The 14397-nt window shown below is 64.7% G+C and carries 19 protein-coding genes; 13 read left to right on the top strand and 6 right to left on the bottom strand.

Features of this window, described 5'->3' with window-relative positions:
• Positions 1-156 precede the first annotated feature (156 nt).
• The 3 genes from HZF05_RS02240 to HZF05_RS02230 form a co-directional block, all read right to left on the bottom strand.
• Positions 157-2175 (bottom strand): PAS domain-containing hybrid sensor histidine kinase/response regulator, encoded by a 2019-nt coding sequence (locus HZF05_RS02240; RefSeq protein WP_160364981.1) that lies wholly within the window; start codon positions 2173-2175, stop codon positions 157-159.
• A complete protein-coding gene (locus tag HZF05_RS02235) occupies positions 2172-3674 on the bottom strand; it encodes an ATPase domain-containing protein (protein WP_160364980.1) in 1503 nt (500 codons plus the stop codon). Before HZF05_RS02235 ends, HZF05_RS02240 begins: the two co-directional genes overlap by 4 nt.
• Before the next feature lie 147 nt (positions 3675-3821).
• Complete coding sequence (locus HZF05_RS02230; RefSeq protein WP_160364979.1) at positions 3822-5621, bottom strand: ATP-binding protein; 1800 nt, start codon at positions 5619-5621, stop codon at positions 3822-3824.
• Between the two features lie 125 nt (positions 5622-5746).
• On the opposite strand from HZF05_RS02230, the gene HZF05_RS02225 reads away from it, so the two are divergent.
• From HZF05_RS02225 to HZF05_RS02165, 13 genes are all read left to right on the top strand, one after another.
• Entirely contained in the window at positions 5747-5992 is a 246-nt protein-coding gene (locus HZF05_RS02225) for a hypothetical protein (protein ID WP_181638772.1), read from the top strand.
• A 271-nt stretch (positions 5993-6263) separates the two neighbouring features.
• Entirely contained in the window at positions 6264-6659 is a 396-nt protein-coding gene (locus HZF05_RS02220; RefSeq protein WP_160364977.1) for a hypothetical protein, read from the top strand.
• Between the two features lie 276 nt (positions 6660-6935).
• Positions 6936-7193 carry a translation initiation factor IF-1 gene (gene infA, locus HZF05_RS02215; RefSeq protein WP_022690262.1) on the top strand — a complete coding sequence of 86 codons (258 nt, stop codon included), beginning with the start codon at positions 6936-6938 and terminating at the stop codon, positions 7191-7193.
• A 204-nt stretch (positions 7194-7397) separates the two neighbouring features.
• Entirely contained in the window at positions 7398-7598 is a 201-nt protein-coding gene (locus HZF05_RS02210) for a hypothetical protein (protein WP_160364976.1), read from the top strand.
• A 52-nt stretch (positions 7599-7650) separates the two neighbouring features.
• On the top strand, positions 7651-7857 hold the full coding sequence (locus tag HZF05_RS02205) for a cold-shock protein (RefSeq protein ID WP_160364975.1): 207 nt from the start codon (positions 7651-7653) through the stop codon (positions 7855-7857).
• Between the two features lie 75 nt (positions 7858-7932).
• The gene (locus tag HZF05_RS02200; protein WP_160364974.1) at positions 7933-8145 is read left to right on the top strand and encodes a hypothetical protein; all 213 of its coding nucleotides are present in this window, start codon (positions 7933-7935) and stop codon (positions 8143-8145) included.
• Between the two features lie 71 nt (positions 8146-8216).
• Positions 8217-8408: a hypothetical protein gene (locus HZF05_RS02195; protein WP_160364973.1), complete on the top strand. Its 192-nt coding sequence runs from the start codon at positions 8217-8219 to the stop codon at positions 8406-8408.
• A gap of 7 nt (positions 8409-8415) precedes the next feature.
• On the top strand, positions 8416-8676 hold the full coding sequence (locus tag HZF05_RS02190) for a hypothetical protein (RefSeq protein WP_181638771.1): 261 nt from the start codon (positions 8416-8418) through the stop codon (positions 8674-8676).
• Between the two features lie 190 nt (positions 8677-8866).
• Entirely contained in the window at positions 8867-9226 is a 360-nt protein-coding gene (locus HZF05_RS02185) for a response regulator (protein ID WP_220129653.1), read from the top strand.
• A gap of 22 nt (positions 9227-9248) precedes the next feature.
• A complete protein-coding gene (locus HZF05_RS02180) occupies positions 9249-10055 on the top strand; it encodes a transglutaminase-like domain-containing protein (RefSeq protein WP_160364972.1) in 807 nt (268 codons plus the stop codon).
• Between the two features lie 32 nt (positions 10056-10087).
• Entirely contained in the window at positions 10088-10471 is a 384-nt protein-coding gene (locus tag HZF05_RS02175; protein ID WP_343046812.1) for a DoxX family protein, read from the top strand.
• 107 nt (positions 10472-10578) lie between these two features.
• Positions 10579-10809: a hypothetical protein gene (locus HZF05_RS02170; protein ID WP_160364970.1), complete on the top strand. Its 231-nt coding sequence runs from the start codon at positions 10579-10581 to the stop codon at positions 10807-10809.
• 155 nt (positions 10810-10964) lie between these two features.
• Positions 10965-12020, top strand: coding sequence for a fatty acid desaturase (locus HZF05_RS02165; RefSeq protein WP_160364969.1), 1056 nt, complete (start codon positions 10965-10967; stop codon positions 12018-12020).
• On the opposite strand, the gene HZF05_RS02160 is transcribed toward HZF05_RS02165, so the two are convergent.
• The 3 genes from HZF05_RS02160 to HZF05_RS02150 form a co-directional block, all read right to left on the bottom strand.
• Complete coding sequence (locus tag HZF05_RS02160; RefSeq protein WP_160364968.1) at positions 12017-12874, bottom strand: transglutaminase family protein; 858 nt, start codon at positions 12872-12874, stop codon at positions 12017-12019. The two genes, HZF05_RS02165 and HZF05_RS02160, sit on opposite strands and share 4 nt — an antisense overlap.
• Positions 12865-13095 (bottom strand): hypothetical protein, encoded by a 231-nt coding sequence (locus HZF05_RS02155; RefSeq protein ID WP_181638770.1) that lies wholly within the window; start codon positions 13093-13095, stop codon positions 12865-12867. The genes HZF05_RS02160 and HZF05_RS02155 overlap by 10 nt, the downstream gene beginning before the upstream one ends.
• Positions 13096-13514: 419 nt before the next feature.
• Positions 13515-14372 (bottom strand): alpha/beta hydrolase fold domain-containing protein, encoded by an 858-nt coding sequence (locus tag HZF05_RS02150; RefSeq protein WP_160364967.1) that lies wholly within the window; start codon positions 14370-14372, stop codon positions 13515-13517.
• Positions 14373-14397 lie beyond the last annotated feature (25 nt).

Below are 14397 nucleotides of genomic sequence, written 5' to 3'. Positions count from 1 at the left end.
TGAGCAACGGCAACACATGGCCGAAATCCTCGCCCGATCAGCTCGGTTGCGGGATTTCGCATCCTGAAAAGAATGTCTGCGGCGTTTGAGGGATTTTCGCGTATCGAGGCGCGGGAGCGATCCCCCGTCGCCTCGGGCATGCCGGCGGCCGTCACCTCAGTCGGCCGACATGCGATTCTCCGCTGACGGCACCATTTCCAGTTCGATGGCGCGAGCCAGCTCGTCCATGTGGAAAGGCTTCGCCAGCCTCGCGACATCGCGCCCTCGATCATCGGCCAGGTCCGCGAAACCGGTGATCATGAGGACGGGCAGGTCGCGGCGCAGTCTGCGCGCCTCCCGCGCGAGATCGAGTCCGCTCATGGACGGCATGAGGTAGTCGGTCACGAGAATATCGAATGCCTGCGAACGGAGCGCGCCGAGCGCGGCCGCGCCGGAACCAGCCTGAACGATCTCGTGCCCCATGTCGGCCAGCATCTCCGCCGTCCCGCTACGGACAAGCTCCTCGTCATCGACGAGCAGTATTTTCAGCGTCCGGCCGTCGCGCTGCCAATTGTCGGGCGGAATCGTCGGCGCCACTGCCTCGGCGGTCGCCGCAGGAAGCCAAAGCCTTGCCGTGGTTCCGGCCCCGAGCACGCTTTCCAGAACGAGAGCCCCGCCGGACTGGGCGGCCAATCCGTGCACCATCGAAAGCCCGAGGCCGGTTCCCTTGCCGATCCCCTTCGTCGAGTAAAAGGGCTCGACCGCTCGGGCGAGCGTCGCCGCGTCCATGCCCGCGCCGGTGTCGGTAACGCGGATGAGCGCGTATGGGCCGGGAATCAGGCCGGGCTGTTCCGAGCCGATATCGATCCGCGAGGTTTCGATCGTCAACTTTCCGCCTTCGGGCATGGCATCGCGGGCGTTGACGGCAAGGTTGAGGAGGGCCAGCTCCAGCTGGTTGGGATCGACCAAGGCGGCCGCCGGCGCTTCTTCGATCCGAACCTCAAGGCGGATGGTTGGCCCGATCGATCGCTGGATGAGATCGACCATGCCATCCACCAACGCGGTGACATCGACCGGCCGCGCTTCGAGATTCTGCCTGCGCGCGAAGGCCAGCAGGCGCGCGACCAGCGTCCGGGCGCGCTCCGATGCCTGCAGCGCGCCATCCAGAAGCCTCTGGGTCCGAAGGTCGTCGGTCTTGCGGCGAACCAGGTCGAGGGTGCCGACAATCGGGGTCAGCAGGTTGTTGAAATCGTGGGCAACCCCGCCCGTCAGCTGGCCCAGCGTCTCCAGCTTCTGCGCCTCGTGGAGTTGCGCCGTCATCGCCTCATGCTCGCGGGTGCGCCGTTCCACGCGATCCTCAAGCTCGGCGGCGAAGTTGCGCAGTGTCTCTTCGGACGCCTTGCGATCGGTAATGTCCTGGCTGACGCCGACCAGGCGATGCCGCCGCCCCGCCTTATCCTCCTCGGTCCGGCCGCGGACCTGGACCCAGTGCTGGCTTCCGTCGGGCCAGATGCAGCGATATTCGACGTCGTAGTCGACGCCGGTCGCGAGCGTGCGGCCGACCGCATCCTGCATGGCTCCGAGATCGTCCGGGTGGACGGTGGAGATGAGATCCTCATAGCGGAACGGCTCATCCGGCCGGCGTCCGAAATTTTCCTTGCAATGGTCGGACGCATCCAGCGTCATGGTCGTCACGTCGAGCGCCCAGGCTCCGAGCCGCCCGGCCGCCAGCGCGATCCTAAGCTGTTGCTCGCGGTCGCGGATCGTCTGGAGCCGCGTGCGCGCCTCATATTGACGACGACGGCCGCGCAGCGCGGCGGTGGCGATGCTGATGAGCGTCGTCGGATGAAATGGCCGCTCGAGAAACGTGACGTTGCCAAGAAGCTCCAGATGGCGGCCAGCCGCCGGATTGCGCTCGATGCTGCCGCCCCGCTCCGTCAGAAGGATGAAAGGGAAATCCGACCATTCCTCCTGTTCGCCGATGAAGGCGTCCAGCCCCCGCAGGTCGACACGATGGAAGGCCTCGTCAGTAACCAGCGCGAAACCGGCCCCGCCGCGCGCGGTCTGCACCAGTTCGCCGATGCCGGTGACGATGAGGCTATCCATACCGCCGTCGCGCAGCATCGCCGCCGCGAGCGCGGCATCCCGCCCTCGCGGCGCGAGGATGATCGCGCGCTCGGACCAATTCGTGTTCATTCGCCGCCGGGTGCGGATGAAGAAAGATTGAAGAGATCGGGCGGCCCGATCAGCGTGGGCACGCCACGCAGCACGCCCTGGAACTTCACCAGCGGCTCGCCCAGCGTGATGCCCCGGCTGTCGATCCGGAACTCGCGGATCGTGTCCTCATGCGCGCCGGTCCGCTTCTTGACGATGGAGATGGCCCGTCGCACCCGGCCGGCCGCCTCGAAATAGCGCAGCAGCACCACGGTATCGGCCAGATAGGTGACGTCGACCGGCGCCTTCATGTCCCCGACGAGGCCATGCTGGGCGACCGTCAGGAAGGTCGTGGCGCCCTGCCGGTTCAGATACTGGAGCAGCTCGTGCATGTGCAGGATGAGCGCCGTCTCCTCCGGCATCGCCGCCTGATATCCATTCAGGCTGTCGATCACGACGGTGCGCGCGCCGTATTTCTCGACGCAGCGGCGGACCCGCTCGGAGAATTCGCCAGGTGAAAGCTCGGCCGCGTCCACCTGCTCGATCGCCAGCTTGCCGCCGTCGACCATCGCCTGCAGATCGACGCCCAGCCCCTTGGCCCGGCGAAACAGAAGGCCCAGCTCCTCGTCGAAGACGAACATCGCGGCTTTGTCGCCGCGGTCGATCGCTCCCTTGATGAAGGTCAGCGCGAACAGCGATTTGCCGGTGCCGGCGGGGCCGAGGATCAGGGCGCTCGATCCCCGGTCGAAGCCGCCGCCGAGCAGCGCGTTCAGCTCGGAGCTCTCCGTCGCCACGATGCTGCGATCGAAATCGGTCTTGTGCTCCAACGAGACGAGGCGCGGGAAGGCCCGCACGCCGCCGGTGTCGATCACGAAATCGTGATAGCCGCCCCGGTAGCGCTGCCCGCGATACTTGATGACGCGCAGCCGGCGACGCTCCGCGCCATAATCGGGCGAGAGCTCCTCCAGCCGGATGACGCCGTGCGCGACGCTGTGCACCGTCTTGTCCAGCGCCTCCGCCGTCAGATCGTCGAGCATCAGCACGGTCGCGCCCTGCCGGGCGAAATACTGTTTGAGCGCGAGGATCTGGCGCCGGTAGCGCAACGAGCTCTGGGCCAGCAGACGGATTTCCGAGAGGCTGTCGAGAACGACCCGGTCCGGCCTGATCCGTTCGTAGGCCTCGAAGATGCGCTTGGTGGTCTCGCCCAGTTCGAGATCCGAGGAGTAGAGCAGGCTCTGCTGCTGCTGCTCGTCGAGCAGGCTTTCGGGCGGGATCAGCTCGAAGATGGCGAAATTGCCGGGCAACTCCCAGCCGTGCGAGGTGATGCTTTCGCGGAGCTCCTCCTCGGTTTCGGACAGGGTGATGTAGAGGCATTGCTCACCCCGGCTCGCGCCTTCCAGCAGGAACTGCGTCGCGATCGTGGTTTTGCCGGTGCCGGGACTGCCTTCGAGCAGATAGACCCGGCTGCGGGTCAGGCCGCCGGCGAGAACGGCGTCGAGGCCTTCGATGCCGGTGGCGGCCTTGGGCATTCGTTCGGCCATTCAAGCTCCTTTATGAGTACCGCCGGACGCTGATGGCGTACACAGAAGCGGCACGCCGGGATCTTCCCAGCCGACGCCCCGTCCTACCCCTCATGTGTCGATAAATAAACCGAAACGGCTGGAGCGGCAGTGGCTCCGCACCATCGCCTATCGGCCTCGAGACTGTCGGGCATCACGAAGGACACGCGACAGTTCGTCGACCGAATACGGCTTGTGCAGCAGCGCGAATCCGTGACGCGCATCGTCGGCCAGCACATGGCTGTAGCCGCTGGTGAGCACGACGGTCAGCTCCGGCCAGCGCCTGCGGACCTGCCGGCCGAGTTCGACGCCGTCCATTCCCGGCATGATGACGTCGGAGAACACGATGTCGATCAGATCGTGCTCGCGCTCAAGGATGACGATGGCCTCGCGGGCGTTCGCGGCGCGGCGGGTCATGAAACCCATATCGCCCAGCAGGTGGGAGGCGAACTCGCCGACCTGATCATTGTCCTCGACGATGAGGATGCTGGCCTCGGCGGCGGCGAACTTCTCGATCGGCAAGAGCGCGTCGACGGCGTTCGGCGCCTTGGTGCGGGGAAGATAGAGGCTGAATGTCGTCCCCTCGCCGAGCCGGCTGTCGACATCGATCTCGCCACCGGATTGCTTGGTGAAGCCATAGACCTGGCTGAGCCCCAGCCCCGTGCCCTTGCCGACTTCCTTCGTGGTGAAGAACGGCTCGAAGATGCGTTCGAGCTGATCGGAGGCCATTCCCGATCCGGTATCGGTCACGGACACCTTGACGAAGTCGCCCTTCGCCGCAGCATGGCCGCGTCGCGCGGGAACCGAGCCGGCCGCCTCGATCGCGATCGTGATGCGCCCCTCGCCGTTCATGGCATCGCGGGCATTCACTGCCATGTTGACGAGCGCGGTCTCGAACTGGCTCGCATCGACCTCGACGAAGCAGGACGCGCAGATCGGATCGACGACGAGGTCGACGCGCGAACCGACGACGGTGCGCAGCATGTCCGCGACGGAGCCGACCTTCGTCGCCGCGTTGAACACCTCCGGCTTGAGCGCCTGGCGGCGCGCGAAGGCGAGCAGCTGGCTGGTCAGCTTGGCGGCCCGATCAGCGGTCTCGGCGATCGCATCGATATATTTCTTCTGCTTGTCGCGCGGCAGTTCGCGGCGCGAGAGAAGCTCGGCGGAAGACCGGATGATCGTCAGCAGATTGTTGAAATCGTGGGCGACGCCGCCGGTCAGCTGACCGATCGCCTCCATCTTCTGCAGCTGGCGGACCTGATCCTCCGACGCCATCAGTTCCCGCGATCGCTCCTCGACGCGGACCTCCAGCGTCTCGTTGAGCTGCCGCAGCGTCTCTTCGGCGATGGTGCGATCCAGAATGTCAGCCGCCTGCCGCGCCACGATGTCGAGCATCCTGAGGTCGCGGTCGGACGGTTCGTGCGGCTCGCTCCAATGGTTCGAGATCATGCCGAGCAGCTTGCCGCTTCGGGAGAGCAAGGGCGTGGTCTGGGCCGAGCGGATGCCGGCGCTGCGGAAGGCGGCGAGGTCCGGCGTGCCCGCGATCTCGTCCCATTCCTCGAAATCGGGGACGATCGCCCGCTGGCCGAACTTCAGCGCCAACGTGCAGCTGCTGAAGGCCCGGGGGCTGACCCATTGCCAGAAGCCGACGGCCTCGGGCGGCAGGCCGCGATGCGCCAGCAGCTGAAGCTCCCCGCCATGGCCCGACGGATCGTCGGCGGGGCAGAGCAGCTGCATCGTCCCGAACTGCGATCCCGTGATCGCGACGGCCGCTTCGACGATCTTGCCGTAGAGCTCGAAGCGATCCTGCTCGTTGATGAGCGCGACGCTGATCCGGTGCAGCAGATCGATGTCGGAGAGCTCGCCGGCCGACGCATCGTCAAGGTTGCCGAACGGCAGCACCTGAGGACGGTGTGGCGAACTGGTCATGTCGGAATTCCCCTGGCGATGCGAGGCCGGATGGACGCGCCCTGCGCGCACAATCTCTCAAAAGCGCCGAAGTTCCGGACGGGACGCTTTTGGGCCCGAAACACCGGGATCCGCGTTGAGCCGTCATGACCGACATCGAAACAGTCGACGATCATGTGCTGCTCCGGACGAGATGGGATGATCGCGATCGCCTTCTGTTCACGAGTCATCGCGTCCTGAACAAGATGGCGGGCAGAAAGATGGATCGCCTGACCGCCCGCCAGTTCGTCGATCAGCATCGCGAGGAAATCATCGCGATGGGGAAGCGGCGACTCGCCAGCGGCCCGGCCGACGCGAACCGGATCATTTTCGTGGAAGAACTTACCGAGTGACCGAGTTGCGGGGCTCGCCTCCTGCCAACGCCCTGCCACATCATGGCAGGCGGAAGGCCACGTTGCCCGAATAGGGATCCATCCCGGGTCGTGCTATCGCGCATGCCGAGCATCCCGCTCCCAGGCTACCGGCATCGCTCGCACCGCATCCATCGGCATTGACCAAGCCCATCGCACCCTGCGCAACGCGGCAGCATTCCTGGCCGCCGAGCCAATAGCCCCCTCCCATGCGCGCCGCACCCGCTACCCTTCGAAGGTGCTTGGGAACGGATTGCGCGAACTCGACCGCTTTCTCAACATATTGCTGGACGAGATAGCCGCTGCAGATGGCTGGACCGTGGAGGATCTCGTATCGCTTGGGCGGATCAGGAACACACCGAACAAGCTCGAAGCCATTTGCCACCACATGAACATCGAGGCAAAGCACGGCGCCCGGTTGCGGGCGCTGGGCCGGTGCCGGGACGCTCTGTTCCACTGCAGCGGAGTCGTCCGGCGGGGCGATCGAAGGCACACGACGACGCTCACGCTTGGCTGGCCGAGCGATACCGCCGAAGGAGTCCCCCCGGTGCTCGACCTTGGTGAGCGGCTTTCGGTCAGTCAGGCCGACCTCGCCTGGATCTGCGCCTTCTACCTCAGTATTGGTGAAAACCTTCTACGCCCGGTCTGAAATCCGGGCATTAAAAGAGCGAGATTGCAATTCCGCTCAATCCGGTCCATATGAGTAGACGCTAACGTCGCCTGCGACGGAATTTGGCGCTTCGGCGCCGCTTTCCCTTACATGCTTCCGGCTGCGCGAGTTACCGCTCGCAGCAAGACTTGTTCGTGGAAAGTATATCTTCCGATGAAATCAGCCGTATTGGGCCTTTTTCCTGGTTCGTGGCTTTGTCGTGCGGGTGCGCGGTGGAACTTCGCGACGCCCGTTTCGGATCGGACAGCCTGATCGATGGCCAAGGAGGAGCTTCTCTCCATCGAAGGCCTCATCGACGAAATCCTGCCCGATGGCCGTTTCCGGGTCCGCCTGGAAAATGGGTTCAGCATCATCGCCTATACGGCCGGCCGGATGCGGCGCGGTCGGATTCGCTCGGTGGTCGGGGATCAGGTGCGGGTCGAGATGACGCCCTACGACCTCGAAAAGGGACGGATCGTCTATCGCGAACGCGGCTCGGGTCCGACCCCGGCGTTCCAGCGCAAGAGACGATAGCATCGTACAATCACTATCGCGCGACGAGATCGCGCCGAAGGACATATGAACACCTTGAAATCCATTGCCGGCGCTCTGTCGGCGACCACTTTTAATCGCCGCGGGAGCAGGATTGCTCCGCGACGGTCCATGACTCTGTCTAAAACCGAGCTGCGGCAGATCGTCGCCGAAGCCTTGGGCTGATCTTCTCACCGGGAGCCTGCCATGTCCGTCACCAGCGAATTCTACCTGGCACGCGCAGCGGAATGCGCTCGCGAAGCCGAGGCCACCGTCTTGACGAACGTGCGCGAACGTTGCCTGCGATCGCAGGAAGCCTGGCTCGCCATGGCGAACCGGCTGCGCAAGGGAGAGCGGCTGCGCGACGAGGCGGCTGCCGAAAAGGCTCTCAAGGTCGAAGCGAACTGAATTTTTCCATCATGAAGACGCGCCATCCGGCGCACCCAAAAAGGAGTTACCCATGATCACCGGAACCGTGAAATTCTTCAATGCCGACAAGGGCTATGGCTTCATCGCTCCCGAGGACGGCAGCGGCGATGCCTTCGTCCACATCTCGGCCGTCGAACGCGCCGGAATGCGCACTCTCGATAAGGAACAGCGCATCTCCTACGAACTGGAAACCGATCGCCGGGGAAAGACCTCGGCGGTGAACCTCCAGCCGGCATGACGGAAAGGGCGCCTCAGGGCGCCCTTTTTTTGGATGGTGCGTTCGCGCCGCCTTTTCTCTGTTTTGGAAATAGCCATGTCACGCGCATTCTGCGTAACGCTCCACATCGACGACGTGATGGCCGCCTGCGCCAAGAACAAGGCGACGATCAGCACTGTCGAACCCCTTCACACCGGCGGCACGCGTGTCGTCCTGATCAACTCCCACGATGCCGCCATCATGAGCCGCGTCTTCGCCGGCAAGCTGATCACCGGAGACGTGATCCGCACGCCCTTGCGGGTGCGTTGACGGCGACAGCGCCAACCATTCGGGAGGAAGGTCATATGCAGATTCAGGAATGGTTCGATCGCAGGCGACGGATGCGCGCCGAAGCCCAGGATGAGGCGATCTACATGCTGCGCGATCACGGCGAAGCCGCCGAGCTGGCGATCGAGCATGAGCTGTCCAAGGTCCCGAAACCGTGCCGGCGCCGCACGATGCTCAAGATGGCTAAGGCCAGAGTCACCCGGCTGCGCCGCCAGCGCCAGCTGAAGACGCGCCGAGCCGTCTGACCGCTTCATGGCGGACGAATGCATCCCCTGGGATTTCGAAGCGAAGCTCTCGTGGCCGGGGCGCGTCGCCACGGAGGTCGGCACGCTCCGGGGCTGCGTTCGCGCATGGTCTGCCCTCAGCGAAATCGATCAATCTGCATGCGCCATCCATTGCATCGCCAAGATCTGGATCGCAGACTGGCACGAAGAGCGCACGGTGATATCGTCGATCGGTATCCAGCAGCTTGTCAGCCGGCTGGAAACCGGATGGCGCCAAAGAGGCCATTGAACGCCTCGGTCTAGAGCAATTCCAAGCGTTGCCGCGAAAGTCGGCACATACGGGATTTCTTTGTGAATGCCCGGAACGCTGCGGTGCACCCGCCGGTTGTCAAGCCTTGGTATCCGAGGCTGAGTTCGCAGCTCCCCTCGCAGGCGCAGGCCAATGAGGATGCACGCGATGCTGGTCTCGGACGAACACGTTGAGTAAGCCGACCATATTGGTCGTCGAGGACGAAAGCCTCATCCGCCTCGATACCGTGGACAGGCTGGAAGAGGAGGGCTTCGAGGTCATCGAGGCCGGCGACGCCGACGAGGCGATCCGCATCCTCGAAACCGGCACCCAGATCCGTATTCTGTTCACGGACGTCGAGATGCCGGGCAGCATGGACGGCTTCGCTCTGGCGCGGATCGCGCGTGACCGCTGGCCGCCGGTGGAGATCGTCGTCGCATCGGGCCGGCGACAGCCGGATGAGGCGTCGCTTCCGGATCGGGGGCAATTTTTCGGAAAGCCCTACGATTGGCCGGCGTTGATGAGTACCCTGCACAAGATTGCGAAATGATCGGGATTGAGAGACCACGCCGATGCGCCTGTCGATAGACGCCTTCCTCGATTACACGCTGGCCGGCCCGGCTGATCTGCTGTTCGCGCTGGAGGTCGCGCAGATGCATGATCAGATCCTGATCACGGACAGGCTGATCGTGGGCGGCGTCGAGCCGCTTCGCCCCATCATCGGCGACGAGAGCCTCGGTCGCCGGACCTGGGCCTATGGCGAGGGCCGCATTACCGCGCATTACACGGCGACGGTCGACATCGAGCGTGCGCCGACCGTCTTGCACGGTCTCCATGCCGACAAGCTCAAGGACCTGCCGCCGCTCGTCGTGCCTTATCTCTTCCCGAGCCGCTATTGCGAGGCCGATCGTTTCGAGACCGCCGTCCGCCGCGAGTTCGGCGATGAGGAAGGCGGCGACAAGGTCCAGGCCATGGCCGACTGGATCCGGGGGCATCTCGATTACGTCCCCGGCTCCAGCGACGTGAACACCACGGCGGCGGACACCTATGTGTCGCATAGCGGCGTGTGCCGCGACTTCGCGCACCTGCTAATCGCGATGGCACGCGCGGCCGGCATTCCGGCCAGGATGGTGGGCGCCTATGCCTGGCAGCTCGATCCGCCCGATTTCCATGCCGTCGTCGAGGTCTGGCTCGAGGGCGGATGGCATCTGGTCGATCCGACGGGGCTCGCCCCCACCGAGGGCATCGCGCGGATCGGCGTGGGGCGCGATGCCACCGACATCAGCTTCCTGACGGTGTTCGGCCAGGCCCAGTTCAACCATCAGCAGGTCAGGGTCGAGCTCGTCGACACGGATCGGTCGCTCGGAGTTCCGCGCTGACCATGCGCCTCCCATGGCGCGACGGGCAGAGGGTGCGCCCTGCCGATATCGCGCGGCTGACGATCGCCCCCGTGTTCGTCGCCGCAGGGCTGGTTCACCTGCTGCGCCCGGCCGCCTTCGAGCCTGTGATGCCGGCCGGCGTGCCCCATCCCCACCTCGTGATCATGCTGACGGGCGCGGCAGAGCTGGCAGGAGCCGCGGCTTTGTTCATACCGAAGCTCCGCTGGCTGGCGGGCACGATGCTCGCTCTCTATGCGGTCTGCGTCTATCCAGCGAACATCCTCCACGCTGTCCGCGATCTTTCGACCGGAACAGGGCTGGGCTGGGCCTATCACTATCCCCGCCTGTTCGCGCAGCCCTTCATTTGCTGGTGGGCCCTGGCCGCGGGCGGCGTAACCAGCGGACGCCGGCTCTAGCGACGTCCCGTTCCGCCCTTCTTGCGCGGATATCGATAGGTCATTCAAGCAAGGCGTGATATTCCGACGCCGTCGGCTCTGGGTTGCCTTACCGACGGGAGCCGATGATGAAAATCCCTGTCCCATGGAACGAGCAGGCCGTGCTCGTTCATCACGTCGCGGCCGCGAGCCGCCGCATTTCCGGCGAAGGAACACTGCGCCAGATGGTGGAGCGGGCCGCCGGCATTCCCATCACGGAATGGACGCAATATACGATCTTCCTCCCCGATCGCCGCGTGGCGCCGTTCGACTACGGCGCCGAGGAGTTTACCGGCCTCATAACCGCCCGGAGCGCATGAGCCCGATCCCATCCTTCCCTGCGGGCGCGGCCCCGATCTTGGCCGCAGGGATCCAAGAAACGATATACAGCGAAAGCGAGTGACCATTGGCGTCAGTGCCTGTTGAAGTGCGCGTCGAGCGAATTGCCGGCGAGAATCCCTATCCAGAGGCGGGCATGCCGGGAGATAGCGCGTCCGCCGGGTGCCGGGCCGATGCCGCCTCCCCAGCCACGGACGCGATCGGGCGGATGCTGTCCCGGCGCTTCAAGGCCTATGGCGCCGATTGGAAGCGCAGCGCGTTCCAGCTGGCGACGACCGCGATACCGTTCGTCGGCCTGCTCGTTGCCATCGCCGCGGTCTGGCGGTCGAGCTATGCGCTGGTGCTCTTGCTCGCGATCCCGGCCGCAGGGCTGCTCGTCCGGCTTTTCATCATCCAGCACGATTGCGGGCACGGCTCGTTCTTCCGATCGCGCGCCGCCAACGATGCCCTCGGTCGCATTCTCTCCGTACTGACGCTCACCCCCTACGGCCATTGGCGAAAGGGCCACGCCATCCACCACGCGTCCAGCGGCAACCTCGATCGCCGGGGACGCGGCGATGTCGAGATACTGACGGTGGCGGAATATGAGGCGCTCTCGCCACTGCGTCAGCTCGGTTACCGTCTTTACCGTAACCCGTTCGTCATGGTCCTGCTCGGCGCACCGATCAATTTCATCGTTCTCCAGAGGATACCGAGGGGAATGTCGTTCCGCGATCGCGATGCCCGCGCCAGCATGCTCTCGCTCGACCTCGCCCTGATCGCCGTGTTCGGCCTGGCTATGGCGACGGTCGGCGTCGCCACGGTCCTTGCCACCTATCTGCCCGTGATGATCATCGCGTCGTGGGTCGGAAACTGGCTGTTCTATGTGCAGCACCAGTTCGACGACACCTATTGGCAACGGGACGGCGATTGGGATTTCCACACCGCCGCGCTCCACGGCAGTTCCTATTTCGAGCTGCCGCCGGTCCTGCAATGGTTCAGCGGGAATATCGGCCTGCATCACGTGCATCACCTCTGCAGCCGCGTGCCGAACTATCGCCTGCAGGCGTGCGTCGACAGCGCCCCCGAATTGCGACGCATCGCCAAGCGCATCTCGCTCCGCGACAGCCTGGCCTGCTGGAAATTGTCGCTATGGGACGAGGAGCGGCGGACGATGGTGCGCTTCGGCGATCTGAGGCCCCGAGCAGCCTAGATCGGGCGGATCCGCACCGAAACCTCCATCGACAGGAAGGCATCGGGGCCGCCGAGATAGTCGCCGGTCACCGGCATGATCTGCCGGTTGAACCGGGCGAACGCGACGGGCACCAGATGCCCGCTGCCGACGCGCCGGTGGGTTGGATCGAAGGTGATCCAGCCTGCTCCCGGAAGATAGACCTGCGCCCACGCATGGGTGGAGCCGGCATCGTCGACAGGCAAATCGGGGTCGACCAGATATCCGGAAACCGCGCGCGCACCCATGCCGAGATGGCGCACCACCTCGATAAAGAGGGCAGCAATGTCCCGGCAGGAACCGCTGCCCAGCTTCAGCGTCTCCGCCGGCGACTGCGTCCCCTCCTCGTCACGCACCCGGTAAGCGACGCTATCCAGCATGCCGCCATTCATATCCTTGAGCAGCGACAGCGTATCGGTCCGCGGGCCGAGGACGAAGCCCCGAGCCCATGCGCCGACCGCATCCGCGCCGGATGTCAGCCAGTCTGGCTGCGCCAGCGCACCCAGATCGACGATGTCGTCGAGCGTATAGGCGAACGGATAGCCATGCGCGCCGGGGTCGATCGCGAAGACCGGCCACTCGGGCGCCCGGTGCTCGATCTCGACCTCGTTGACGATCGTCAGCGTATCGGTCTCATCGGCGAAGGTGGCGGTCGCGATCGGGTTACCGAAGACATCGGCGGTCCAGCGGATATCCGCGTCCGGCTCGCATCGCAGGGATCGGGACAGGGTGGCAAGCTCGGCATCGTCGCGCGGTGTGAGCACCAGGCGATGCGCCTGAAGCGTCACCGGGCTGGCATAGCGATAGGTCGTCCTGTGCTCGATCTTCAACCGCATGGGCGGCCGATGCGCCGGCCGTCGCGATGCACGGCCGAAATCGACAGCAGCCTGACGGAGATGCCTGCCGGATAGGGACGATGCGGGAAACCCGCTGCATTCAATCTTGCGCCATACCCCCGGGCCAGCCCTTCATGGGCACGGCGTGACGGCGCGCACGTGGCGCTGGCGGCATTCGCGAGCGAAATCTGCTCACGATGGAGCAGTTCATTGATATCCATGTCGGACCTCGTCGTTGAGCGCGGGCACCTTGTCCCGTTGTCACGAGGATGCTGGAGAGGGCTCCGTGATGGCCTCGGTATAGCACGGATCGCGTGAAACGCCTTCCTGAATCGCAATGTTCGATCGCGGCCGAAGAGCTGACTCGCTTGACGCCTATTTGATGGAAGAGGCACTTAAGGCCCCCGATTCATCTGGTTCGTATCCTTGCTGTTCGAAACGGATGTCCCGGCTACGGAACAAACCCTTGGGGGACGAGCCTGCATTCGCGACTGCCGAATGCCGTTGACGACAGCGCTTGGAGTAGAAGCTTTCCGAGCTGCTGGAAATGCGGATTTTCGTCAAAAATGCTGTAAATGGCTCGAAAAACGCTCAAGCGTCTTCAATGGGTTAGTTAAGGCACTGTAAACCAAATCGCGACTTATCGGGTGACCCGCGCAGCGAATGCGGTCATATCTGCCAGCACCGTAGCGCGGCCACGCAATGGCCTGGCGATCGCCGTGATCAGCCCGGCATGGCCAACGTCGGAATAGCGATGTCGCTCGACCTGCACACCAGCGGCGCGGAGCTTCGACGCCAGCGAATCGCTGTTCGCTGGCCGCACCGTTTGGTCCTTATCTCCGGTCGCCAGGAAAGCGGGCGGGTCGTTGGGATTGACATAGTGAACGGGCTGCGTCCCGATCGGGTCGCCGATGCCGCCGAAGGTTTGTTGGACGACCGGACCATCGAAGGGCAGGAAATCATAGGGCCCAGCGAGGCCGACAAGGCCACGCACCGCCTTTCGGTCCGGTCCGAGAAATTGGGGATCGAGCGCCAGCATCGCCGCATTGTAGGCGCCTGCCGAGTGGCCAGCGAGCACCAGCCGGTCGGCATCGCCTCCGAACTCCCGCGCATGACCGCGCACCCAGCGCACGGCGGCCGCATTGTCTTCAAGGAAGGTCGGGTAGCGGACCTGCGGGACGAGCCGGTAATCGGGAATGGCGACGACGAAGCCTCGCGAGGCCAGCGCGCGGCCGACGAAGGAATAGCCACTTTTCGTCCCCGAATTCCAGGATCCACCGTAAAAGAAGATGATGATCGGGCGCGGGCTGTCCGACGCGGCCTTCGGCGCATAGATGTCGAGGCGTTGGCGCGGATCGGAGCCAAAGGCGGCGTCGCGCACGGCCAGCCGCACGCCGCCATCCTTCGGCACGGCGGCGTTGAAGACCTTGAGCGGCGAACAGGCCGACGCCAGCAGCCCCAGCAACGCGCCGACGACGCGCCCCCTACCGAGCTTCACGAAACATCCTGTTGGGTTTGTTCGT

The sequence above is a fragment of the Sphingomonas chungangi genome, assembly GCF_013778325.1.
GTDB classification, from domain to species: domain Bacteria; phylum Pseudomonadota; class Alphaproteobacteria; order Sphingomonadales; family Sphingomonadaceae; genus Solisphingomonas; species Solisphingomonas chungangi.
Note: the sequence above shows the minus strand (reverse complement) of the source record. Positions and strands in the feature narration are given on the sequence as shown.